This window comes from Arthrobacter pityocampae, from assembly GCF_002927275.1.
In the GTDB taxonomy this organism is placed as follows: Bacteria; Actinomycetota; Actinomycetes; order Actinomycetales; family Micrococcaceae; genus Arthrobacter_D; species Arthrobacter_D pityocampae.
Window position 1 is genome coordinate 25630 of sequence record NZ_PRKW01000006.1, and the last position, 23670, is coordinate 49299.

Annotated in this window: 23 protein-coding genes and 1 tRNA gene; 4 read left to right on the forward strand and 20 right to left on the reverse strand. The window is 69.6% G+C overall.

What is annotated here, in order from left to right:
* Nucleotides 1–92: 92 nt before the first annotated feature.
* Nucleotides 93–2000, reverse strand: a complete 1908-nt coding sequence (locus C4K88_RS17805) for an HNH endonuclease signature motif containing protein (RefSeq protein WP_146065700.1) — start codon at nucleotides 1998–2000, stop codon at nucleotides 93–95.
* 147 nt (nucleotides 2001–2147) lie between these two features.
* Here C4K88_RS17805 and tmk point away from each other — a divergent pair, with 147 nt between their 5' ends.
* From tmk to C4K88_RS14095, 3 genes are read left to right on the forward strand one after another with little or no spacing between them, the layout of a single operon-like run.
* Complete coding sequence (gene tmk, locus C4K88_RS14085) at nucleotides 2148–2795, forward strand: dTMP kinase (protein ID WP_104122282.1); 648 nt, start codon at nucleotides 2148–2150, stop codon at nucleotides 2793–2795.
* Nucleotides 2792–3985 carry a DNA polymerase III subunit delta' gene (locus C4K88_RS14090; RefSeq protein WP_241521976.1) on the forward strand — a complete coding sequence of 398 codons (1194 nt, stop codon included), beginning with the start codon at nucleotides 2792–2794 and terminating at the stop codon, nucleotides 3983–3985. The genes tmk and C4K88_RS14090 overlap by 4 nt, the downstream gene beginning before the upstream one ends.
* The gene (locus C4K88_RS14095) at nucleotides 3982–5574 is read left to right on the forward strand and encodes an alpha/beta hydrolase (protein ID WP_104122283.1); all 1593 of its coding nucleotides are present in this window, start codon (nucleotides 3982–3984) and stop codon (nucleotides 5572–5574) included. The genes C4K88_RS14090 and C4K88_RS14095 overlap by 4 nt, the downstream gene beginning before the upstream one ends.
* Nucleotides 5575–5582: 8 nt before the next feature.
* Here C4K88_RS14095 and C4K88_RS14100 read toward each other — a convergent pair whose 3' ends face one another.
* Nucleotides 5583–6398 carry an HAD-IA family hydrolase gene (locus C4K88_RS14100; RefSeq protein WP_104122284.1) on the reverse strand — a complete coding sequence of 272 codons (816 nt, stop codon included), beginning with the start codon at nucleotides 6396–6398 and terminating at the stop codon, nucleotides 5583–5585.
* 215 nt (nucleotides 6399–6613) lie between these two features.
* Here C4K88_RS14100 and C4K88_RS14105 point away from each other — a divergent pair.
* Nucleotides 6614–6689: transfer RNA gene (locus tag C4K88_RS14105), tRNA-Thr, on the forward strand.
* 169 nt (nucleotides 6690–6858) lie between these two features.
* Here the strand turns inward: C4K88_RS14105 and csrA are convergent.
* The 18 genes from csrA to C4K88_RS17460 all read right to left on the reverse strand — a co-directional run bounded on the left by csrA (nucleotide 6859) and on the right by C4K88_RS17460 (nucleotide 23435).
* Nucleotides 6859–7134: a carbon storage regulator CsrA gene (gene csrA / locus C4K88_RS14110; protein WP_104122285.1), complete on the reverse strand. Its 276-nt coding sequence runs from the start codon at nucleotides 7132–7134 to the stop codon at nucleotides 6859–6861.
* Between the two features lie 4 nt (nucleotides 7135–7138).
* Nucleotides 7139–8674 carry a hypothetical protein gene (locus C4K88_RS17165; protein WP_146065701.1) on the reverse strand — a complete coding sequence of 512 codons (1536 nt, stop codon included), beginning with the start codon at nucleotides 8672–8674 and terminating at the stop codon, nucleotides 7139–7141.
* The gene (locus C4K88_RS14125; RefSeq protein ID WP_104122288.1) at nucleotides 8649–10697 is read right to left on the reverse strand and encodes a flagellar biosynthesis protein FlhA; all 2049 of its coding nucleotides are present in this window, start codon (nucleotides 10695–10697) and stop codon (nucleotides 8649–8651) included. Before C4K88_RS14125 ends, C4K88_RS17165 begins: the two co-directional genes overlap by 26 nt.
* Before the next feature lie 3 nt (nucleotides 10698–10700).
* Complete coding sequence (locus tag C4K88_RS14130) at nucleotides 10701–11801, reverse strand: EscU/YscU/HrcU family type III secretion system export apparatus switch protein (RefSeq protein ID WP_104122289.1); 1101 nt, start codon at nucleotides 11799–11801, stop codon at nucleotides 10701–10703.
* 2 nt (nucleotides 11802–11803) lie between these two features.
* Nucleotides 11804–12562 (reverse strand): flagellar biosynthetic protein FliR, encoded by a 759-nt coding sequence (locus C4K88_RS14135; RefSeq protein WP_104122290.1) that lies wholly within the window; start codon nucleotides 12560–12562, stop codon nucleotides 11804–11806.
* A gap of 1 nt (nucleotide 12563) precedes the next feature.
* The gene (fliQ, locus tag C4K88_RS14140) at nucleotides 12564–12839 is read right to left on the reverse strand and encodes a flagellar biosynthesis protein FliQ (RefSeq protein WP_104122291.1); all 276 of its coding nucleotides are present in this window, start codon (nucleotides 12837–12839) and stop codon (nucleotides 12564–12566) included.
* A 1-nt stretch (nucleotide 12840) separates the two neighbouring features.
* Nucleotides 12841–13662, reverse strand: a complete 822-nt coding sequence (fliP, locus tag C4K88_RS14145; protein ID WP_104122526.1) for a flagellar type III secretion system pore protein FliP — start codon at nucleotides 13660–13662, stop codon at nucleotides 12841–12843.
* Nucleotides 13663–13715: 53 nt separating this feature from the next.
* The gene (locus C4K88_RS14150) at nucleotides 13716–14297 is read right to left on the reverse strand and encodes a FliO/MopB family protein (RefSeq protein WP_104122292.1); all 582 of its coding nucleotides are present in this window, start codon (nucleotides 14295–14297) and stop codon (nucleotides 13716–13718) included.
* Complete coding sequence (fliN, locus tag C4K88_RS14155; RefSeq protein WP_104122293.1) at nucleotides 14297–15001, reverse strand: flagellar motor switch protein FliN; 705 nt, start codon at nucleotides 14999–15001, stop codon at nucleotides 14297–14299. Before fliN ends, C4K88_RS14150 begins: the two co-directional genes overlap by 1 nt.
* Entirely contained in the window at nucleotides 14998–15909 is a 912-nt protein-coding gene (locus tag C4K88_RS14160; protein ID WP_241521978.1) for a flagellar motor switch protein FliM, read from the reverse strand. The genes fliN and C4K88_RS14160 overlap by 4 nt, the downstream gene beginning before the upstream one ends.
* Before the next feature lie 40 nt (nucleotides 15910–15949).
* Complete coding sequence (locus tag C4K88_RS14165) at nucleotides 15950–16927, reverse strand: OmpA/MotB family protein (RefSeq protein ID WP_104122294.1); 978 nt, start codon at nucleotides 16925–16927, stop codon at nucleotides 15950–15952.
* Nucleotides 16924–17766, reverse strand: a complete 843-nt coding sequence (locus C4K88_RS14170; RefSeq protein WP_104122295.1) for a motility protein A — start codon at nucleotides 17764–17766, stop codon at nucleotides 16924–16926. The genes C4K88_RS14165 and C4K88_RS14170 overlap by 4 nt, the downstream gene beginning before the upstream one ends.
* Nucleotides 17766–18146 (reverse strand): flagellar FlbD family protein, encoded by a 381-nt coding sequence (locus tag C4K88_RS14175; protein WP_104122296.1) that lies wholly within the window; start codon nucleotides 18144–18146, stop codon nucleotides 17766–17768. The genes C4K88_RS14170 and C4K88_RS14175 overlap by 1 nt, the downstream gene beginning before the upstream one ends.
* A gap of 219 nt (nucleotides 18147–18365) precedes the next feature.
* Nucleotides 18366–19976 (reverse strand): HNH endonuclease, encoded by a 1611-nt coding sequence (locus C4K88_RS14180; RefSeq protein WP_241521980.1) that lies wholly within the window; start codon nucleotides 19974–19976, stop codon nucleotides 18366–18368.
* 581 nt (nucleotides 19977–20557) lie between these two features.
* Entirely contained in the window at nucleotides 20558–21403 is an 846-nt protein-coding gene (locus tag C4K88_RS14185) for a flagellar hook-basal body complex protein (RefSeq protein WP_104122298.1), read from the reverse strand.
* A gap of 51 nt (nucleotides 21404–21454) precedes the next feature.
* Nucleotides 21455–21895, reverse strand: a complete 441-nt coding sequence (locus C4K88_RS14190; RefSeq protein WP_104122299.1) for a flagellar hook assembly protein FlgD — start codon at nucleotides 21893–21895, stop codon at nucleotides 21455–21457.
* A gap of 14 nt (nucleotides 21896–21909) precedes the next feature.
* The gene (locus tag C4K88_RS17170) at nucleotides 21910–22665 is read right to left on the reverse strand and encodes a flagellar hook-length control protein FliK (protein ID WP_146065702.1); all 756 of its coding nucleotides are present in this window, start codon (nucleotides 22663–22665) and stop codon (nucleotides 21910–21912) included.
* 440 nt (nucleotides 22666–23105) lie between these two features.
* Complete coding sequence (locus C4K88_RS17460; protein WP_167399057.1) at nucleotides 23106–23435, reverse strand: hypothetical protein; 330 nt, start codon at nucleotides 23433–23435, stop codon at nucleotides 23106–23108.
* Nucleotides 23436–23670: the final 235 nt, after the last annotated feature.

Sequence of the window (23670 nt, forward strand, 5' to 3'; positions counted from 1 at the left end):
GTGTCTGGAAAGTGGCGGTTCACAGTGATCGATGCAGTGCAGTTCCCTCCCGATGGCGACTGCCTGGCGATCCGTACTCATGACGTCCGTAATCATGACGTCCCGCCGGGTACGAGTTCCCGGTGCTTGTTCCTCCGCGGAGTGCGATCGGGGTCGATGTACGGCGGTGGAGTGAACCAGGGGACGCCGTGTTTCACCTGGATGATCCAGTTGCCCCGCTCGACGAGCCGGTGGTGGAAGGAACACAGGAGACATCCATTCGAGACGTCGGTTCTTCCACCCGCCAACCACGGCGTGATGTGGTGTGCTTCCGACCAGACGGCGGGGACAGTGCAATCGGGGAACGCGCACCCTCTGTCCCGGGCTACCAATGCGCGCCGCTGTGCAACACCGAAGAGCCTTCGGGCCCGACCGACGTCGAGAACTTCCCCGCGCCCTCCCAGGACGACCGGGATGATGTCTGCATCGCATGCGATCTTGCGTACGGTCCGCACACTGACAGGACCGCCGAAAATGCTGTACCCACCTGCGGGATGCGGATCTGAACCGTCGGACGGGTCGATGAGGGCGTCGGAGCCGGTGTCGTTCATCGGACGGGTGTCCGGCTCGAAGTGGCTGCGCCGCCTGGAAAGACCGTCCCATCCGGGATGCTTGTCCTGCGCCGAAGACTCGTTCCGCCAGAAGTGGCCGTCCTGCTCAGTGTGATGGTCCTGCTCAGCGTGTTGGTCCTGGTCGATGTGGCCGTCACCCGGGAAGTAGCCGTTGCGTCCCGATTCGGATGCTTGCCCGTACAACCCGCGGATTCGCCTCCGGAGCACTCCCCCATTGCGCAGATCCTCAAGGAGCGTCCGGTAGTCGATGGTGACCATCACCTGCGGTCGATGGCCACCGGTGGCCGGCAGCGTATCCGTGGCGAGCGCGACCTGACAGGCGCCGACCACCCCGTCGAGATGGCGTTGTGCTCGGGTCCGGCGCTCCCAGCCGGACACAGAGCCGCGGGACCCGGCGTCGGGTGGCAGGACGTCGGGTGACAGGGCGTCGCCAGTCATCGAGGTGTCAGGCAAGGAGGTATCCGCCTCGAAGCCACCCGTTGGCGCGCCACCCTGCGCCACTTCCCAGGGCAGGCGTTCGCCGGGGTCACTGCTGCCTCCTGTGCTACCGGCGCTGACACCTGTGGCCCCGCCTCCGGAGGTCACGCCCGCGGAACCGACGTCTCGCCTTGTTCGTGGGTTGGTAGCCGTGTTCATGACCGTGAGGAGGTACTCGAACTGTTCGTCATCCGCCGCGATCTCGAGCCGGTGCAGGCCGCGTCGCCTGCCCCGTATGAATACGCCCTGCTGCGCCTTCAGCAACGCCTCCGTGGGGTCGGCCCCGTCAGGATCGAGAGCTGCTTCCCAGCGTCGGATGACCACGTTCACCAGATCCGCATCGGACTCCGTGGCCTGCGCAACCAGATTCTCCTCCATGGCCTGCACCTGTTCCGTCGAGGCACAGGGCCGGACGCGGTCCACCGCGTCGCTGATCCGGGTTGCGGCATACGAACTGATCGCACCGGCCTTGAATGCGTCCCCCACGGATTCGAGAAGGGCCGGACAAAGCTCACCTGTAACAGTTCGCCGGGGAAGCGCCGACTTCCCCAGACGGATCCGCCGTTGCGCCTCGTGCCGCGTGATTCCCAGACGGGCACGAAGATACTCCGCGGTGTCCCTGAACTCGTGGCTGTCACTCGGAACAGCGAGAGGACCGCTCCAGCCGAGGCCCTGCCGGGTCTCCCCGACCCGTGCGATCTCCTGCTGGTCCGCCGCAGCAGCACCCACGACCTGCAGGTACTCGACCTCCCGGGCAAGGTGCTCGATGACTCCCAGGGCCTCGGCGAGATCTGCTGTGGAGGCCAGACCGGCGTCGGCCTCGAACTGCCCGGCGATGTACACGAGGTGGGACCGGACCAGGCTCAGGGCCTGCGCCGTCGTCGATTGTTCCTCTGCTACTGCGGTCGCCATGAGGCAAGCGTATTAGTACACGCATTCGAAGAATTGGGGGGAGGTCCGTATGTGGACAACTCTTGTCCCTCGAATGAGGACAGCTCACACAGCACACAACGCGAACCCTGTGGCTCCGATGTCACGGGCACTCGGTAGGCTGGGCGCGTGACCTTTCCCCTTCCGCACGGGCTTCCCGGGCTCTTCATCGCGCTCGAAGGCGGCGACGGCGCAGGCAAGTCCACGCAGGCCGCGCTGCTCTGCGAGGCCCTCGAGTCCGCCGGCCACACCGTGGTCCGCACACGCGAGCCGGGCGGTACACCCATCGGCGAGAAACTGCGGTCCCTCGTCCTCGAGCATGGTCACGGCGAGATCGACGCACGCACCGAAGCCCTCATGTTCGCCGCCTCCCGGTCGGCCCACGTCCACCAGGTGATCGTGCCCGCACTGGAGCGTGGCGACGTCGTCGTCTGCGACCGCTTCATCGACTCCTCGGTCGCCTACCAGGGTGCCGGGCGCGGGCTGGGCGCACAGGCGGTCCTCGACGTGAACCTCTGGGCCACCGACGGGCTCCGCCCGGACCTCACCGTCCTGCTCGACGTCGACCCCGCCGAGGGCCGGAACCGCCGCACCACCGGCGCAGCCGCCGAGGATCGCCTCGAGTCGGAACCGGACGTCTTCCATGCCAGTATCCGGGCCGCGTTCCTGGATCTCGCCCGTGCGGACCCCGCACGGTACCTCGTGCTGGCCGCGTCGGGGACGCCCGAGGATCTCCACCACTCCATCCTCGATGCCCTCCCGGTGGTGTCGGCGTGAGCACCGTGACGCACAGCCTCCCGTCCTCCGGAGTGTGGGCCGATCTGCGCGGGCAGGAACAGGTGGTGGAACAGTTGCGTCGCGCAGCGCAGTCCGGCACGCCCACGCATGCCTGGCTCTTCACCGGCCCCCCGGGTTCCGGCAGGTCCAACGCCGCACGCGCCTTCGCCGCCGCCCTGCTCTGCGAGCGCGAAGCCCTCAGTGAGCGGGGCTGCGGCACGTGCAAGGCGTGCCGGACCGTCCTCTCCGGGGCACACGCCGATCTCACCAACGTCACCACCGAGAAGGTGACGATCAGCATCGACGAGGCACGCGAGCTCGTCCGCAAGGCACAGGACAAGCCGTCCACCGGACGCTGGCGCATCATCATCGTCGAGGACGCCGACCGCATGCAGGAGCGCAGCACCAACGTGCTGCTCAAGGCGATCGAGGAACCACCGCCGCGGACCATCTGGTTGCTGTGCGCTCCGAGCCCCGGCGACGTGCTGGTCACCATCCGTTCCAGGTGCCGGTCCGTCGGCCTCCGGCTGCCACCCGTGCAGGACGTCGCCGACCTGCTCGTTGCCCGCGACGGGATCGATGCGGTGACGGCGGAGGCTGCCGCCCGCGCCGCACAGAGCCACATCGGCATCGCGAAGAGGCTCGCCACGGACGACGGCGCCCGCGAGCGACGCAACCAGATCGTCCGGCTCCCGCTCACGCTGCGCTCGGTGGCCGGTGCGATGCGTGCCGCGGCAGACCTGGTGAAGCTTGCCGAAGCCGAAGCCCAGAGTTCGTTCGAGCAGCGCGACGCCGAGGAGAGGACGGCCCTGCTCGCCACGCTGGGCGCCCCCGAGACGGGCGTCCTGCCGCCGTCGATGCGCGCACAGATCAAGAGGCTCGAGGACGACCAGACGCGACGGGCCAAACGCTCGAAGAACGATTACTTCGACCGCGCCCTGACGGATCTCATCTCCTTCTACCGGGACGTGTTGATGCTCCAGGTCTCCAGCGGACAGATGCTCGTCAACGAGCCGCTGCGACCCGAACTCGAGGACTTCGCCCACCGGGAGCACCCCGAGGACACCCTCCTCCGCCTCGAGTCCATCAACGAGGTGCGTTCCCGGCTCGTCAGCACCAATGTGTCCCCGCTGCTCGCGATCGAGGCCATGATGGTGAGCCTCCTGTCGAGGAAGGACCTGGACCGATGACCAGCGGACCGCGCCGCCCCCTCGACGGTGCCCCCCGCCGTCCCCGCGGCCGCGCCGCCGCGCTCCTCGCCGCGATCACCGCCGTCGTGTTCGGGCTGTCCGGGTGCATGCTGCTCGGACCCGATACCCGGTCCGACGCGCCTGCGAGCGAGGTCGAGACCGCCGATCCAGCGGCGATCGGCACCGTGGACGAGAACCTACGGACCTTCTACACACAGGACGTGCGGTGGGAGAGCTGTGAGGAATCGTTCTCCTGCGCGACGATCGAGGTGCCACTGGACTACAGCGACCCGGGACGTGACATCATCGAGATCGCCGCGATCCGCGCTGACGCCTCGGGCGAGGCCCGGGGGACGATCCTCGTGAACCCGGGCGGGCCGGGCGGCTCGGGCTTCAACATCGTCCGGGACTCCCTCGACTACGTCACGAGCGACCGCCTGCGGGAGGACTACGACGTCGTCGGCTTCGATCCCCGGGGCGTCAACCGGTCCAGTGCCGTGGAGTGCTACACCGACGCCGAACAGGACGAGGCGCGGCAGGAGAGCTACCCTGCCGAGGCGTCCCCGGATGAACTCCTCGACCTCATGACGGTGGACGCCAAGGAATTCGCCGACGTGTGCGCCGAACGCACGGGCGAACTGCTGGGCTTCGTGGACACCGACTCCGCGGCCCGGGACATGGACATCCTGCGCGCGCTGGTGAGCGACGAGAAGTTGAACCTCCTGGGCTTCTCCTACGGGACGCAGCTCGGAGCGACCTACGCTGAACTGTTCCCCGAGCGGGCCGGGCGTCTCGTCCTCGACGGCGCGATCGATCCGTCGCTGAGCAACGAGGACATCACCCTCGGTCAGGCCGGTGGCTTCGAGAAGGCGCTGCGTGCGTATGTCGCCGACTGCCAGCAGGGCACGGAGTGCCCTTACACGGGCACGGTCGACGACGGCGTCCGGCAGGTCCAGGACCTGTTCGCCGCCGTCGGGCGCGAGCCGATGACGGCCGACGACGGCCGCGTCGTCCCTGTCTCCACCTTCGTCCAGGGCTTCATCCTGCCGCTGTACGACAACGGCAACTGGCCCACACTCACCCAGGCCGTCTCGGACGCCCTCGAGGGAGACGCGTCCAGCATGCTCTACCTCGCCGACCTCTCTGCCGAACGCGGACCGGACGGCACCTATGCCGGCAACTCGACAGCCGCCTTCCTCGCCGTCAACTGCCTGGACTACCCGATGAGGAGCGACCCCGACCAGATGCGCGCCGACGAGCAGGAACTCGTCGCGGCCTCCCCAACGTTCGGCCAATTCCTCGCGTTCGGCGGCGTGACCTGCGCGGCGTGGAAGTACCCGCCGACCCTCGACCCCGCTCCCGTCCGGGCCGCCGGCGCAGATCCGATCGTCGTCATCGGCACCACCGGCGACCCGGCGACCCCGTACGAGTGGTCCACGGCGCTGGCCGATCAGCTCGCATCGGGGGTCCACGTGACATGGGAGGGCGAAGGACACACAGCCTACGGGCGCTCGAACGACTGCATCCGGGACACGGTCGACGACTTCTTCATCGACGGGACGATCCCGGAGGACGGCGCCCGCTGCTGAGGGACTCCTCAGGTCCGCTGGGCAACGCCGCCGTCGTCGAGTATGCCCGTCGGCGGTGAGTCGGCCGACGGAAGGTCGTCCACGGGAACATCACGCGCGGACGCAACCGTGGGAGCACGTCCCAGCCGCACCACGACCGGCGCTGATGCGAGCCATCCGGGCAGATGGCACACGGAGGGCAGGACGACGTCGGCCCCGGCCAGGCGCAACGCGGGTTCCGGATGGGCGCCGGTCAGGACCCCGACGACGGCGCCCGCCCCGGCACGTCGGCCCGCTGTGATGTCCGACGTCGTGTCCCCCGCGACCAGCACGGAACGCACGTCCTCGATGTCGAGCGCGAGGACCGCGGTGAGGATGATGTCGGGATAGGGCCGGCCGCGCCCGGCGTCCGAGGGGCAGAGGCTGAGATCGGCGAGCCCCATCCAACCGAGGGATTCCAGAATCATGTTCTGGGTGTGCCGACCGAACCCGGTTGCAAGGCAGATCTTCAGGCCGGCTTCGCGCAACCCGAGGATCGCCTCCTCCGCGCCGGCGACCGGCCGAACCCCGAATCGCGCCAGGAGGTCGTCATAGGCTGCCTCGAAGGTCCGGTTGACCCGCGCGGCGGCGTCGCCGTCGGGAAACAGCCTGCGGAAGACGAGCTCCTTCGACGTCCCCATCTCCTGGCGGACGTATGCCGCCATCGCGTCGAAAGCGCCGGTACCCTCCTGGATCCCGTGCGCAGCGAGAGCCCGCGCCAGGGCTTCGTCCAGCAGGCCGCCCTCGTCGACCGTGGTGCCGGCCATGTCGAGGACAGCGAGCGTGAATGATCGGTCCTGCGTCATGCGACATCCCCCTGGCGGCCACCCGCGACGATGCGGGACGCGGCTGGCGACCATCCTCCCCGGGGCCGCTGACATGTCTCCGTCGGGGAGGCCGACAGCGAGTGAACGGTCGGCGAACTTCCGGACACGGGCCCTCTTTTGACCGCGGGCCGACCCCTCCTATAAAGTTGTCACTTGTGGATCGGCCCGGGCGACAACCGGGGCCAGGAAGCATTGCCTCCTTAGCTCAGTCGGTAGAGCGTCTCACTCGTAATGAGAAGGTCGCCAGTTCGACTCTGGCAGGAGGCTCCACGATCGCCCCGGTTGGTTCGCCACCGGGGCTTTTCTGTGCCCTGGGCACTCTGCCCGAAGAACAGGGCGCCGGGGGCCCGGGTGCACGGAACAGATACGGCGTGGTGACTCCGACCCGAGCGAATAGGCCGGTGGACCTGCAGCGAGCCCTCCCCCGTCGGTGCGACTGTCAGGTGTCCGGCTTGCCGGCTCCCGCGTCGTCCGCGGAGACCGTCGCCCCGGACTGCAGCAGGGCCTTCAGTGCATCGGCGCCGTCGGCACCGGCCGCCGCAGCCGCCAGGTTCGCCTCGGTGACCGCACGGAGAACCTCCTCGCGCTGGATCTTGACACCCCGGGGAGCATCGATACCGATGCGCACACCATCACCCCGGGAATCGAGCACCGTGATGACGATGTCGTCGCCGATCAGGATCTGCTCGCCGACCTTTCGCGTGAGTACAAGCATCGTGTCACTCTATCCCGGTCGGCTCGGCACGACGTCGACCGCCGCTCGTCCTGCGCGGTACGACCGACGCAGGGGATGAAGCAGAAGCAGTCGCGGCTGCGGGCCGTCCCTCCAACCATCCGACGGGGAGGCCGAGTGCCTGCACGGTCTCCGGCGTCGCCGTCGTCGTCGACCCGATGACGGCGAGCCCGGCGAGAGCGAGCCCGGCACGCTCCATGCTGCGGCACAGTGCCCCGACCCACGCCGCGGTGTCCGCTTCCTTGCGCCCGGCATCGACGGCGAGCCACACCTGGTCGGGCCGCAGCGCGAGCAGCGCACGAATGTCGATCAGGGGGTCCTCGGAGGGCAGCGCGACGAAGACGGCATGGCCGCCGTCCACACCGGCGGCCCGGGCTGCGTTCGCCTCCAGCCCGTCGTCGATCGAGCGGGCCTCCGGGTGGGCCCGGTTCGGCGGGCCCGAGACCGCGACCGCCGTGGGTGCTCCCCGCCCCAGGACGGTGGCCATCGAGGACGCGACCGACCAGCCGACGGCGGGGACGCCGACGACGACGACGAGATCGCCGGGTGCCCGCAGCACCGAGGGCGCCGACGCCACGGGATCGGGTATCCGGAGGATCGCGCCCCGAACCTCGGGCAGATCGGTCGGGGCGCCCGCACCCTCGTGGAGGAACGTGGCATCGGATCCGGAGGGGGGCCCGGGCGCCGTCGCGGTCCCCGCGTCAGCCGCGGGGTACTCCGGCACGCGAGGCGCGGGCAACGCCTCGCCATCCCGTCCGGCAGCGATGGACCGCCGGGTTTTGACGCCGATTCCCGGCGCACCCGGCGCACCCGGCACGGGCGATGCTTCTGCATCCCGTCCGAGAGCCATCGACCGCCGGGTCCTGGTGTCGGCCATGGGGACATCGGGCATTCCGGACGAGGCCACAGCGTCCCGCCCGACGGCGAACGCCCGTCGGGGCCTGGCCGTCACGGCCCCCGACGCATCAGCAGCCGGCGAGGGCGCCACCGAAGGCGAGGGCGCCACCGAAGGCGAGGGCGCCGGCGCTGCCGCAGGGTCCGTTGCGAACGTCAGTTCGTCCATGAGGGCCGCGAAGAGCCCCGAATCCGTGGAGACAACGGCCGGAGGCGTGTCAGGGGACACCGGGGTCCCTGTGCGGTCGTCGTGCCCTGCTGCAATGCGGACCTCATCGAGTTCGGCCTGCTGGAGGAGCGCATCGAGGCCCGCGGGCCCGGCAGCCGCACTGCGACGCCCGCGAGGCCGGCCACCGCCGGGAGCATCAGGCCCACCACGCGCCCGTTCCGGAGTGCCCTCCCACGAGCGTCCCCCGTCGGGGACGCCCGATCCCGCGGGGGATGCGCCGTCGGGCTCGGGCACCTCGACCACGATCTCGTAGTGCTTGCGGGAGAGGACGCCACGGATACCGCCCACCGTCACGAGTTCCGCGGACACGATGAGGGCACGCGGCCCGTACAGCGCCGCGGCCTTCGCCTTCAGCTCCTCGAGGGAGGGACCCTCAAGATGAAATAACTGCGGTTGCACGGACCACCCCTACTGTCTCGATCGCGACATTGGCGCTCGTGACCTCCTGGTAGGACAACACGGGCAGGTTCGCTGCCTGCGGTCCGACGAGCCGCCTGAGGGCCGGCCGCAGCGCGGGCGCACAGACGAGCACGGCGGAGTTCCCGCCGGCCTCGACGTCGGCGACCGTCGAGCGGACGGAGGTGAGCACGGCGTCGGTCCGCGCCGGATCGAGCATGATCTGCGTGCCCTGGTCGGAGGGCCGGAGCCCCTCGAGCATCGACTGCTCGAGCAGCGGGTCGATCATGATGACCCGCAGCAGCGTGCCGTCGAGGTACTGCTGGGTCACCGCGGGTCCGAGGGCGAGCCGCGCCGCCTCGACGAGGCCCTCGGGCTCGGACGACGCCTTGGCCTTGAGCGTCAGCGCCTCGTAGATGCGGGCGAGGTCGTTGATCGGCACCTGCTCGGACAACAGCCCCTGCAGGACGCGCTGGACCTCGGCGAGGGACAGCAGCCCGGGGACGAGCTCCTCGACGGCCGACGGGTTCACCTGGCGGACGCCGTCGGTCAGCACCCGGACGTCCTCCCGGGACAACAGGCGCGCGGCGTTCGCCGTGATGACCGAGGACAGGTGCGTCACGAGCACGGACACGCGGTCGATCACGGTCGCCCCGGCCAGCTCGGCATTGTGCCGGAGCTCGGCCGGGACCCACTTCCCGGCGAGCCCGAACACGGGTTCCACGACGGCGGTGCCCGGCAGGTGCGTGAGGTGGTCGCCGAGGGCCAGGACCTTGCCGCGCGGAGCCTCGCCCCGCCCCGCCTCGACGCCGGCGATCTTGATGACGTACGTGGCGGGCGGCAGCTCGACGCTGTCCCGCGTGCGCACGGGAGGCACCACGACGCCGAGTTCCATGGCGATCTTGCGGCGCAGGGCGCGGACCCGGCCGAGGAGATCGTCCGGCGCGCCGGTGACGACGTCCACGAGGTCGGGTGCGAGCAGCACCTCGAGGGAATGGACGCGCATCTGCTCCAGCAGGTCGTCGGTGTTGTCGGCCGAGGGGCGGGCGGCTTCGGCCTCGAGTGCGCTGGCGGCCGTCATGGCATCGGCCTCGGACTTCCTGATGCGCTGTGCGATGACGATCAGGCCCGCACCCACCACGATGAACGGCAGCTTCGGCATGCCGGGGATCAGCGCCATGACGACCGCCGCGGCACCCGCGATGCGCAGTGCGTTCTGAGACTGGCCGAGCTGCTGGGCCGCGGTGGAGCCCATGTCCGCCTCGGCGTTGGACCGCGTGACGATCATGCCGGTGGATACTGCCATGAGCAGCGCCGGGATCTGGGTGACGAGGCCGTCGCCGATGGTGAGCAGGCCGTACGTGGTGAGTGCCTCGGAGATCGGCAGGCCGTCCTGCAGCATCCCGATGGCGATGCCGCCCACGAGGTTGATGATGATGATGATGATGCCGGCGATCGCATCGCCCTTCACGAACTTCGACGCACCGTCCATGGCCCCGTAGAAGTCGGCCTCCGCCGAGACCTCGGCACGCCGTTCCCGGGCCTGCGTGTCAGTGATCAGCCCGGCGTTGAGGTCGGCGTCGATGGCCATCTGCTTGCCCGGCATCGCGTCGAGGGTGAAGCGGGCGCCCACCTCGGCCACGCGCTCGGCACCCTTGGTGACCACCACGAACTGGATGACCACGAGGATGAGGAAGACCACGGCGCCGATGATGATCGACCCGCCGACGGCGACGTGCCCGAACGCGGCGATGACCTCACCGGCGTAACCCTCGCCGAGGACGAGGCGCGTCGAGGCGACATTGAGGCCCAGGCGGAACAGCGTGGCCACGAGCAGCAGGGACGGGAACACCGAGAAGTCCAGCGGCTTGCGGACGAACATGGTGTTGAGCAGGATCACGAGCGCGAGCAGGATGTTCACGATGATCAGCAGGTCCAGCAGCACCGACGGCACGGGCACCACGAGGAGCAGGATGATCCCGACGACGCCGACGGGCACCAGGAATTTGGGGGCGGATGAGCGCATGGTCTAGGAGCCTCCGGCAGTTGCGGATCGGACGGGCAGGGAGTGGACGCCGCGGGCGGCCCCCCGGGTCTTCAGGGACATGACGAATGCCAGGATGCGGGCCACCTGGTCGTAATTCTCGAACGGGATCTCCTGGCCGAGGTCGCATGCCGCATGCAGGGCGCGGGCGAGCGGGATGTCGGAGACCATCGGGACGTTCTTCTTCTCGGCCTCCTCGCGGATCCTCGCCGCGATGACCCCCGCGCCCTTCGCGACGACACGCGGTGCGGAGCGTCCGGGTTCGTACGTCAGGGCGACGGCGACGTGCGTCGGGTTGACGAGGACGACGTCGGCCCCGCCCACGGCGGCGATCATGCGGTTCCGGCTCATCGCGAGCTGGCGCGAACGCCGCTGGGACTTGATGAGGGGGTCGCCGTCGGAGTTCTTGTTCTCGTCCTTGACCTCCTTCTTGGTCATGCGGGTCTTCTTGCGGTTGCGGCGCTGCACCACGAGGACGTCCATCGCCGCGAGGGCGAGACCGGCGACGACGGCGGCCTGCAGGAGCGCCCCCGTCCCCTCCCCCGCGGTGTTCAGGAGCGCCGACACCGAGAGCCCGCCGGCCGCCATGAGCACCGGCGTCAGGTTCTGCACGACGACGACGAGCACGAGGCCGACCACGCCGGTCTTCAGGAGCGCCTTCACGCCCTGCCAGAGGGCCTGCCCGCCGAGGATCCGCTTGAGGCCGTTGACCAGGTTGAACTGCTCGAACTTGCCGGAGAACTTCTTGACGTGGATCCCGCCCTGCAGGGCCGCGGTCCCGAGGACGGTTACCAGCAGCACCCCGAGGAAGGGGCCGAGGATCCCGGCGAGCGAGGAACCGCCGTCGGCCAGGGCGTCCAGGGCGGCCGCGGGGTCGGGGCCGGCGATGGTGTCGGTCACGCGGACGAGCTGCTCGGTGGCGGCATCGGCGGAACGGGAGATGAGGGAGGGCAGCATCAGGGCGGCCGCCCCGACGCCGATCCAGGCCGTGAAGTCCTCGGACTTGGACAGCTGGCCCTTCGAGCGGACGTCCTTCATCCGCTTGTCGGTGGCTTGCTCGGTCTTCTCCCCGGAGTCCTCGGCCATTCTCAGCCCACCCCCATCAGGAGCTGGGCGGCGTTGTCCGCGAGGATCGAGACCACGCGCGGGAGGGCGATGAACACGACGCCGCCGAGGCTGAGCGTGATGAAGATCTTCAGCGGGAAGCCGAGCGCGAACGCGTTCAGCGCGGGGGCCACGCGTGTGAGGAGCCCGAGCCCGACGTCGGCCAGGAAAAGGACGACGATGAGCGGCCCGGCGATCTGCACGGCCGCGAGGAACAGTCCGGTGACGGCTCCGGTCAGCGCTTCGGCAGGCTCCGCGAGGTCCAGCCCACCGCCGAGCGGCAGGGCGTCGAAGGTGCGGACGAGTCCGCCGATGATCAGCTGGTAGCCGTCCGAGGTGAAGAGCAGCGTCAGGGCGGTCAGCTGGAACAGGCGCGTGAACTGGGCGCCGTTGACCATGGACTGCGGGTCGAACCCCTGGGCCAGCGAGAAGCCGCCGAAGAGGTCGATGAGGCTGCCGGCGGACTGGATGGCGGAGAACACGACCAGCACGAGGAAGCCCAGGGCGGCGCCGACCACGAGTTCGAGGACCAGCGCGCCGAAGTACTGGCCCGTCCCGCCGGTCCGGTATCCGGCCTCGACCGTCGGGGAGACCGCGAGCGCGAGCCCGACGGCGAGCATCGCCTTCACGCGCGCCGGGATGCCCCTGTAGGAGAAGGGCGGGGCGATCACGAGGAACGCGACGATCCGCACGCCCGCGAGCATGATCGCTTCGATGCGGGACTGGTCGAGGACGATCTCCATGTCAGCCGCCTCCGAGGAGGCCGGGGATGCGCTCGAACATCTCGTGCGTGAAGGAGATCATCTCGGAGATCATCCAGTGGCCGCAGACGAGCAGCGCCATGCAGACGGCGGCGGCCTTCGGCACGAAGGAAAGCGTGACCTCCTGGATCTGGGTGATGGACTGCAGCAGCGAGATCGCGAATCCGACCACGAGGGCGGTCAGGAGGACGGGCGCGGACAGCTTCGCGGCGACCCAGATCCCCGCGAGCCCGATGTCGAGGACGGCACTGGTATCCACGTCAACCGCCCTGGTAGCTGTTGATGAGGGCCGTGATGATGAGGCCCCATCCGTCCACCAGGACGAACAGCAGGATCTTGAAGGGCAGGGAGATCATGACCGGCGGCAGCATCATCATGCCCATGGACATCAGGGCCGCGGACACCACGAGGTCGATCACGAGGAACGGCACGAAGATCACGAAACCGATGATGAACGCGGCCCGCAGCTCCGAGATCATGAATGCCGGGATCAGGGTGGTCAGCGGGACGCTCGCGGCGTCCTCGGGGTTCGGCTGCCCGGCTGCCCGCGTCATGAGGGCGAGATCCTCCTCGCGGGTGTGCGCCAGCATGAAGGTCTGTAGCGGTCCGGAACCGTCGGTGAGGGCCTCCGTGAACGTCGTCGTTCCGTTGAGATAGGGCTGGACGGCGAGATCGTTGATCTCGGTGAGGACCGGCGCCATGATGAACAGCGACAGGAACAGGGCGAGCCCGGCCAGCACCTGGTTGGGCGGGATGGACGGCAGGGACAGGGCGTTCCGCGTCATGGCGAGCACCACGAAGATCTTCGTGAAGGACGTCATCATGAGCAGCAGGGCGGGCGCCACCGACAGCAGGGTGATCCCGATGAGGGTCAGGACCGCGGAGCTCGGAGCACCGTTGACGCCGTTGATCTCGACCGACAGGCCGTCGTCGCTGCCCGGGGCCGCAGGTGCCGTCGGATCGGCGGGTGCGGACGGCGCGGTGGGTGCGGGCACGCCCGGGTCCAGTTCGCCGGCATGGCCGGCCGCGGCGCCGAGGAGAATGACGACGACGGCGAGCACGAGGGCCGCGAGCGCCGTCAGGAAGAAGGTACGGGCGGAGTGCGCGGGGCGGACCGGCGGCAGGGGCGCCGCCGTCACCCGGCCCGTCCCTGGCGCAGGAAGGCTGCGGTCTGCTTCCAGGTGGCGGGCGCGAGGATCGAGCCCTGCAGCGGCGTCGTGGGTCGTCCGGTTCCGCCCGCCCGTGCGTCACGGGCCGCCCTGCGTGTGCCGGGCTCGGGGTGGTTCCCCGCTGTGGCGAGGCGGAGCGAGGCGGCGAAGGCCGCGTCGGGTTCCGGAATGGACGAGTCGGGGCCGCTCGGTCCGGGGTTGGGAGAGTCCTGGCCGAGGGAGTCGGGCCCTCCGGGTCCGGGCTGGATTGCGCGGGACGGCAGGGCGGCGTCGACCGCCGGAACGGACTGCAGCGCACGCGGGGCAGACGCCGAGTGCAGGACCGACACCGACTGCTCGGTGACGCCCAGGTAGAACCGGGTGCCTTCGGCGTCGACCACGACGAGCGAGGCCTTCGCCCCGAGACCCTGACGGGTGACGACGGACACGAGCCCTGCACCGGACCGCGTGCCATTGAGCTTCGAGACCTTGCGGTGCAGCACGAAGAGCAGTGCGAGGACCACGCCGAGGGACAGCAGCACCCGCAGGGCGAGGACCACGACGTCCACTAGAGAGCGCCGTCGGTGACGTCGAGGATCTGCGTGATGCGGACCGCGTAGTCCTGGTCGACGACGACGACCTCCCCGTGCGCGACGAGTCGGCCGTTGAGGAGGACGTCGGCCGGCGCCCCGGCGGACCGGTCCAGTTCGATGACGGCGCCGGGTTCGAGGTCCAGGACGTCCCGGACGGACATGCGGGTGCGGCCGATCTCGACCGTCATGGCCATCTCCACGTTGCTGATGCGGCCGAGGTTGGCCGCTCCGGCGGACGCGGCGGAGCGACGCGGGGCGGCGCCGGGCCGGGCACCGCGCAGGCGCACGGCGAACCATCCCACGGTGCCGGAGGGGCCGGCGAGGCGGAACACCGAGGTCTCAGCATCGCGGAACAGCGGCAGGGCGTCCTGCACGGAGGGGGTGCCCAGCACGCCGTCGCCGAGGGACGAGGTTGCCGCCTCGAGCGCGGGAACGAGCACATCGGCCGGGGAGACGAGAGGCGACGACGCGCCGGCGGCCGCGGCCAGGGGCTGCGTGTCGATCAGGACGACGGCGAGGTCCGCCGAGGACGCCCCCACGAAGGACACGACGACGGCGGTCGAGGCGCTGGCGGACGGGACCTCGGAGGCGATGCAGGTCTGGGCCGTGAGCGGCCCGGGAAGGGGCAGGCGCGCTGCGAGGGCTGCGGCGGCGTCGAACTCGGCGGTGATGGTGTTCATGGTGCGGGAGTCTCCTCGGTGGTCACGATTACGCAGGCAAGACGGGATCCGTTCTGGCCCAGGGCGGCCTCTCCGAGCCGCTGTCCGTTGACGGCGAGCTCGAACGGCCGGTGCTGCGGATGCGGCAGCTTCAGGACGTCCCCGACGGCGAGGTGGAGGATGCGTGAGGGCAGCACGGGCAGGGCGGCGAGCTGTACCGCGACGTCGACGGGCACGTGCGCGACCTGCTGCTCGATCAGCTCGCGGGCGTCCTCGCCGGTCGCGATGGGGTTCGTGTCCCCGAGCTGTGCCAGCAGGAGCTGCGCGGGGATGGCGACCGTCGCGGGGCAGGACAGTTCGCCGACACGGATCTCGAAGGTGCCCACGATCATGAGCTCGGTGGTGGCGGCCGCCTGCGCGAACTGCGAGTTGTACTGCAGGGAGTCGATGCCCAGCTGGTGGGTCAACACCGCCCCGAGGGAGTAGTGGAGCCCCTCGAGGGCGTCGTCCATGAGCCGTCGGATCAGGGCCTGCTCGATCTGCGTGAACTTCCGCTCACCCGGAGGCACCGTGCCGTGACCGCCCAGCATCGAGTCCACCCAGAACAGGCCGGCCGAGGCGGGGAACTGGATCACGGCTTTGCTCGTATGATCCGGGATGGTGCACAGGACCATCGCCGTGGTGGCAGGCAGCGATGCCGCGTACTCGTTGTAGGTCTGCATGAGGACCTGTTCGCTGGTCACCTGCGAGATCACGCGGACCTTCGCGGTGAGCTGCGTGCCCCACTGGCGCGCGAAGGTCTCGAACGCGAGTTCGAGGACGCGGGAGTGCTCGCGGGCGAGCGTGGTGGGCCGGCGGAAGTCATAGACATCCACCGCCCTGGCGGGTGCCGAGGGCACGCCGAAGGAGAGTTGTTCCTGGACCGTCACGTCTTCGACTATCGGACGACGCCGGAGCGTCGTTAGCGGTTCAGGCGCCGTCGGCGATTCCCGGGATGAGCGCACGCACGCTCTCGGGCTCGTCGGAATGCACCACGATGTCCACGCGGCGGTTCAATTCGAGCTCCGCGTCGGTGGTTCCCGGCGCCAGGGGCCGCGACTCGCCGTAGCCGATGGCGACCAGCCGGGGCGCCGGGACGCCGCCCGTGTCGATGAGGTTCCGGACCACGTTGACGGCCCGCTCGGTGGACAGTTCCCAGTCGAGCGGCCGCGGCACGGAATCAGGCAGGCGCGCGGTGTGCCCCTCGACGCCTACCTCGTTGGGGACGGTCGCCAGGGTCGGTCCCACGCTCTCGAGTACGCGCTGCGTCTGCTCGGTCAGCTGGGCACTGTCCGGGAGGAAGAACGTCTCGGAACCGACGAGTCGGATGGTGAGGCCACGCTCGTCGATCACGTAGCGGACAGCCGTCTCGAGGTCCCGCTCGCGCAGCCCGGCGTCGATCCGCTCCTGCAGGGCCCGGAGGTTCTCGACCTCAGCTTCGGCGCGCTCGCGGTCCGTCGTCGGCTCCGCCGCGTCCCCAGCGGCCGACGGCGCGGGTGACGGAGTGGGCGCAGTGGTCTCGGACGCTCCGCCGTCAGACGGCGCAGGCGACGGAGTCGGTGCTGCGACGTCGGCGGCTCCGGGTTCGTCCTTCTGCGTCTCAGGGTCGGCGTCCGCGAGTGCGGCTCCCCCGGTGAAGGATTCGCCCTCGGCGTTGACGTTCTCTGCGGCGACGACGGTTCCCTCCGCCGTGTCCACCGTTGCGGTCTCGACCGTGCCGAAGCCCGTGGCGAGCGAGGCACGCAGCTGCTCGAACTTCTGCTGGTCCACGCTGGACATGGCGTACAGGACGATGAACATGCACATCAGCACGGTGACCATGTCCATGTAGGACGCCATCCAGCGCTCGTCCGGGTGCTCTTCGCCGTGCTCCTCGCCGCGCCGCCTCTTGTGCGGACGTCTGCTCACGCCGCCGCCTTGCCCTGCGCGGTCGGGCCCTCGTCGGCGCCCTTCGCGCCCTTGCCGCCGTTCTTGCCGGAATCCTTCCCGCTCTTGCCCTGGGCGTGCTGGGGCACCATGGCCTTCAGTCGCTCACCGAGGAGGCGGGGCTGACTGCCGGCCTGCACCGCCAGGACCCCTTCCATCAGGAGGGTCATGCGAGCCGTCTCCATCTCCCCCAACCGCTTGATCCGGGTGCCGATGGGCAGCCACAGGAAGTTCGCCGAGAGCAGCCCCCACAGCGTGGCGACGAACGCCGCGGCGATCATGGGTCCCAGCTTGTCGGGGCTCGAGAGGTTCTCGAGCACGTGGGTCAGTGAGACGACGGTCCCGATGATGCCCACCGTCGGCGCGTAGCCGCCGAGACTCGCGAAGAACTTGGAGGCGGTGCGGTGTGTCTGGGAGGCGGAGTCGATCTCGTCCTCGAGGATCTCGCGCAGTTCCTCGCCGTCCGTCCCGTCCGCGATGTTTTGGAGGGCTCCTCGGAGGAACGGGTCCCCCACCGTGTTGGCTTCCTCCTCGAGGGCGAGCAACCCCTCGCTGCGGGCCTTCTCGGCGAGGACCACCACGCTGTCGATGGTGTCCTGGGGTGGGGTGGTCTTGCCCATCATCGCGGCAGGGACGGCCTTCACCGCGACCAGGAAGTCCTTGAAGGTGCCACCGGCGATCCCGATGGCGATAGTGGCGCCGAAGACGAGGACCATGGGCGCCGGGAGAAGGAGCGCCTGGACGCTCGCGTGCTCCAGGGTGATCATTGCGTACAGCGCACCGAAGGCGACGAGAATACCGACGATTGTTGCGGGATCCATTACGTGGTCCTTGGTCTGAACTGGACGGGCAGGCCCGCGCCGTCGGCGCCGGCATTCCCGCTCTGGCTGGTGTCGGCGGTGCCGCTCGTGTCGGTGGCATGGGCAGGCGGATCACGGACGAGGCCGAGCGGGCGCTGCGGTGCCTGATCTTTGCGGTCAGCCGTTTCACCGGAGGTGTCCCCGGGCATGAACCGTGCCAGAGAAATGATGCGTGCGCGGTACTCAGCGATCAGTTCGATCACCTCGACGAGGGACTCCGTGACGATGTACTTCGCGCCGTCGACCATCACGAGCGTGGTGTCCGGATTCTCGTGGATACGCTCGATGAGGTCAGGGTTCACCGCGAACTGGCTCTCGTTGAGCCGGGTCACCACGATCATCGGACATCCTGCGCTCGGGACACCCCGGCGGGGTCTCTTCTACCCACTGTCGGCAGCGGTCCGGGCTTTGTAAGGGCAGGCACTCCGGGACGGCGTTCGCGGGCTGAGGAGGTTCTGGTGGACCGCCTCCGGTGGGATGCGCGGCCTCGTAAATTGCCGGTGGCCGGGCAGGCATCCCCGAACGTGGCATCGACCGGCCTGTCGATCGCTATCGGCAGATCACGCGTAGACCAGATCGACCCGCAGGCTCCGTTGTACGTAGGAATGTCCCTGAGTGCTGCGACCATCGGGTGCGTGGCCCGGCGATGGGGGCGGCGCCGAGGAACGGTGTTGCGTCCCGGCCTTCTGCTCGCAGTCCCTCCCGCTGGGTCTGCTGCCGGGGAGGGGTGGTGCGGTGGAGTGGTAGGTGTGCCCGGTGGGCGTGGTGACCGTCAAGGCGTGCCGTTCCCCGGGGTCCGCGTGTTGTCGTGCTCTCCAGCCGTCGAGTTCCTTGGTGTGGTTGCACGCCTCGCAGAGCCCGGCCCCGTTGGCCAGGGTGGTGGGTCCGTTGGTGTGCCAGGGGATGATGTGATCGTAGTGCCGGATCGGCGCATCACAGTACGGCGTCCGGCACAGATCATCGCGGGCCTGGAGGAACCGGCGCTGCCCAATAGTGAATAGGCGGGACCTGGACTCGACGCCGACCAGTTCCCCGGTTCCGGGGGCGGTGTAGAGGCGGCGGAGGCACACCTGGAATCCCGGTGCGGCTCCCGGATCGGCTGCGGTCCCTGCGGGCCCGGCTGCTTGATCCACTGGTTGCCCGTCCAATCCCGGGGCGGCCTGCCCGGGTGCGCTTCGAACCGCGAGGCCGGCGGGCCACCCCACGGGCTGATCGGCTGCGGCCCCTGACGCGAGTCCGGCTGCCTTGTCGGCTGATCGATCGTCGTGCCGCCGGGCTGCCCGCCCTGCGGACTGATCGGCGGGCCGACCGGCTCCGCATTCCCCGGGCAGCCTCGGGTTCGTGGTGGTGAGGAGGTCCCGGGCCCAGCCGGCGGGGACGATCCCGTACCCGGGCAGGCGGGCCGGTTCGCTGTCGCCCTGCAGCAGGGTCCTATCCGTCATGATCAGCTGGACCTCGATGCGGGAGAACCCGCCTGGGGTTCCCGTGGTCCGCTCCACCAGGGCGTCCGCCATGAGCTGTCCCCGGCTGCGGGTGTCGCCTGTGGCGCGTTGGGTGTCGGCGTGCCGGGTCAGTTCCGCATGCACGGCCACCCCTTGGGCGACGGGGAGCAGGGCGGTCAGGTAGGTCATGGTGTCCGGGGCAGGGCGCAGACTCACATGCCGCTCCGTGGCGGCATGGCTGGCCCGCTGGGTGACGCTGCGCGGGTCCCGCCGGTACGCCGCCGCCCGCGCCGCGGCGACCAGCTGTCGGTCGCCGGCGCCGTCGAAGGTGCCCGTATCGGGGCTGAGTTCCTCGTCGACCGCGCACCGGTCCGCAGCGGACAGGCACGCCGTCTCCCGCACCAGCAGGGTCGCCCGCCACTCATTCAGGCGACCCGACTCCAGGGCCGCGAGAGTCTTCGGCATCTCCGTCACCAACGCCCGCGCCAGACCGAGCAGCCGGCCCCCGCGGGCCGGGGACTCCCTGCGGGCCAGGGCGAGCTGCGCGCCCACCCCACGCCCCTGCTCCGCCACCGGGACACCAGCGGCCGCCTGCACTTGGCGCTGGACCAGATCGAAAGCGACAGCAGCCCGAGCCTGCGCGCCGGCGATCGCCGACTTCAACTCCTCCAGGGCCCGCACCTCGTCGATCAGCTCCGGACCAGTTGCACTCAGGGGAAGGGAAGCCATGACGTCGATGAGATCCCGCACCCGAGCCGCAGGAACGCCCGCCTGCCTCGAAGCGCTACCACTGAAGGTCGCTTCGTGAGGAGCGTTCCGGCTGCTGTCCATACTGAATTCTCCCAACCGCCACCGACATTTTGAGGTGTCCGGGCGCCTCGCCCGAAGCAGTTTCCACGGCAGCTGCCGGCATGCATTGGCACTATCCCTGACGAGCGTCGCAGCCCGTCATGGCCCTCAAGTCGCAGCGCTTCGTGCAGGCGGGCAGGACCGAACGAGCACCCCCACGGGCGCGTGCCGCAGTCAATCAGCAGAGTGACTCGGCGATCATCCACCTCGAAGACCGAAGCAGGCCTTCCGCGCAGCCGGCACCGACGTTGGGCCCTGCACGATCCGGACGAGTGATGCCATCGCACCTCGCCGAATCTGAACCATCTCAAGTACGAGTGCGCTCGAAGCACCACCCACGGCACCGGGCCTTCTGTTGCGGCGTCACGGGCGACGCCGACAGGACCTTCCCTGACCCCGTTATCGACCGAAAAGCGCCGGTCGGTCCATCCCGGGACCGACCGGCGCTTTTCCGTTGCGAGCTAGCGCTTGAGGTTCGTGAGCTCCTGGAGCACCTCGTCCGACGTCGTGATGATGCGCGCGTTCGCCTGGAACCCGCGCTGCGCCACGATCAGGTTGGTGAACTCCTGCGAGAGGTCCACGTTGGACATCTCGAGGACTCCGGCGTCGAGCGTTCCGAGGCCGTTGGCTCCGGCCGCACCGATCTCCGCAGCACCCGAGTTCGCCGTCGCCCGGTAGGACGAGCCGCCGGCCTTCTCGAGCCCCGCCGGGTTGACGAAGCCCGCGAGCGCGATCCGGCCTAGCGGCTGGCGGGTGCCATCACTGAACGCACCCATCAGGGTGCCGTCGGGGCTGAGCATGAAGGACTCGAGCGTACCGTTCGCGGTGACCTCGCCCATCTTGGGCATCTGCAGGTCGCCCACCGCGCCCTGCTGGACCTCCCCGTTGACGGCAGGCCAGCCCTGGACGATGGAGCCGTCGGGCGTGACGAGCCGCCCATCGGCGTCGGGCGTAAAGGCTCCGGCCCGCGTGTAGAGGGTCTCGGCACCCACACGGGTGACGAAGAGTCCGTCGCCGTTGATCATCATGTCCGTCGCGCGGCCGGTGGACTGCGCCGAACCCTGCGAGAAGTTGGTGACGATGCCGGCCACCTGCGCACCCAGGCCCACCTGGGCGGGATTGGTGCCACCGAGGGCTTCCTGCGGAGCGCCGGCACCCTGCGTCAGCTGGGACAGTGTGTCCTGGAACTGGGTGGCGGACGCCTTGAAGCCCGTGGTGTTGACGTTGGCGATGTTATTGCCGGTGACGTCGAGCATGGTCTGGTGGGAGCGGAGCCCCGAGATGCCGGAGTAGAGCGAGCGAAGCATGATGATGCCTTTCGGAGACGGAACGGGCGGATCAGGAAGTCAAAGGTGGGATCAGGACAGCGGTACGGGCGTCGGTGTGGGGAGCGTACCCACACCGGACACGAGGTCGAGGGCGATGCTCTTCCCGCCGATGGTGACGGTGGGGACCGGCCCGCTGTAGGAGACAGCGGTCGCCAGGCCTCGGGCCTCGACGCCGTCCAAGCCCGTGTAGGAGACCTCGTTGCCGATCAGCGCAGCTGCGGAGGATCGCATCTGGAGGTGGAAGTTCTCCTCGCTGACGCCGGTCATCTGAGTGATCTTCTCCATCATGGCCAGTTGCGTGGTCTGCGCGATCATCTCGTTGGTGTCCATGGGCGCGCTGGGATCCTGGTTGCGGAGCTGGTTGACGAGCAGGGACATGAACACTTCCGAGTCCATGGTCTGCTTCCGGGTCCCGGGGGCAGGGGTCTCGGTGGGGGCGAAGGTCGCGGACGCGACGGGGTCGATGGGCATGGTGTCCTTCCGGATCAGGCGAAGAGGTCGAGGGCGGAGGAACCTGCGGCGGGGTTTCTGGTCCAGGAGGAGTCCTGAATCGTCCCGCGGGCCGTGGGTGCAGTCGTAGTGGTGGAGCGGAACGGCCCGTCCCGGTGGTCGTCCCGGTGGTCGCCCGGTGTGCCGGTCCCGAGATCGAGCGATGCGGACAGACCCGACGACGACGCCTCGCGCCGCAGCTCGGGTAGTGCCTGCTTGAGGGCCTCCCGGCCGGTGTCCGTGGAGGAGAAGAACTCGAGCCTGGTGCCGTCCGACGTGAAGCTGGCCCGGATGGTGATCGGACCGAGATCGTCGGGCGCGACGGTGACGGTGATGGTGCTCGTCCCGCCCGGGGCGTCGGCCGCGGACTGGGCGAGCACGAACGCGTGACCGCCCAGTTGCTGGGGCAGGGGAGCCGCTGCCGGTCGGACCGGTGCCGCCGCTGACGCATCGGAGGACCCGACGACGGCGCCCGCGGACATCGGGTGCGCGGGTGCCGGCAGGTCGACGCGTCCTGATGCGGGCTGCAGATCGGCCCCGGGCTGCCCGGTGGTTGCGTCAGGGTTAGGGGTCTGCGCACCTGAATCAGCGGCGGCCTGCATTCCGGTCTCCGTAGCGACCGGCGCACCAGGATCGACGGCGTCCGGCGCCTCGCCCTCTGCTCCTGCGCCGGTCGGGGTGGCCTCGGGCGGGATGGTCTCGGACGCCGGGACCAGGCCGGGCACGACGCCGTCCGCCGAACCAGCCTGCACCAGAGGACCAACCGAACCAGCCTGAACGGAAGCACCAGCCGAAGCAGCCGAAGCAGCTTGGACCAGAGGACCAGGCGGAGCAACTGCAGCGCCTGCACCCGCGGAATCGGCCGCCCCCAACAATGACGCGACACCGATGACCGTGCCCGGTGGCGTCACTCCAGCGTCGCTTCCCGGCGATGTGGCGACAGTGCCGGCGCTCGACGACGTCACCACCGTGCCGGTGCCGGCTCCCGACGACGCCGTCCCGTGAGCGGCTGCTGCGGACACATCCATTCGGGACTCGGCAACCAGTGTCGCCGGGCCCTCCGCAAGTGCCGGGACCACTACGGTGTTTGTACCCATGACCCCGTGAGCGGGTGATGCCGTGCTTCCGTAGGCACTCGAATCGCCCCTGAATGACGAAGCGGCACCGGGTTCGACTGTTCCAGGGGCCGAGTTCATTGCCTGTGGAACGGACCCACCGCCCACGAATGATGAGACTGCCACGGATGATGAATGCGTTGCCGGGGCGATCGCGGTATCCGGGATGGCACGACCGGCACGGTCAGCAGGATCCGCACCGTCAGCACGGTCAGCGCGACCCGCACCGTCAGCACCGTCAGCACCGTCAGCACCGTCAGCACCGTCAGCACCGTCAGCACCGTCAGCACCGTCAGCACCGTCAGCACCGTCAGCACCGTCAGCACCGTCAGCACCGTCAGCACGGTCAGCACGGTCAGCACCGTTAGCACGGTCAGCACGGTCAGCGCGATCTGCACTGTCAGCATGACCGGGCCGATCCACACGGTCCGCCGAAGTCTGCGCGGCCAGGCGCGCCCGGTTCGCTGCTGAGCCCGGCCCGGGTCCTGCTGAGGAGCGACCGGCACGGTCTGCGGCGGACTCCGGGCGTCGACCAGCGACAGGGCCGGCATCGCGGCCGGCATACCGGTCGACCGCAGGACCCGCGACACCGCGGTCGACCACACGACCCGTGCCGCTACCCGCACCACGACCCCCTAGCCC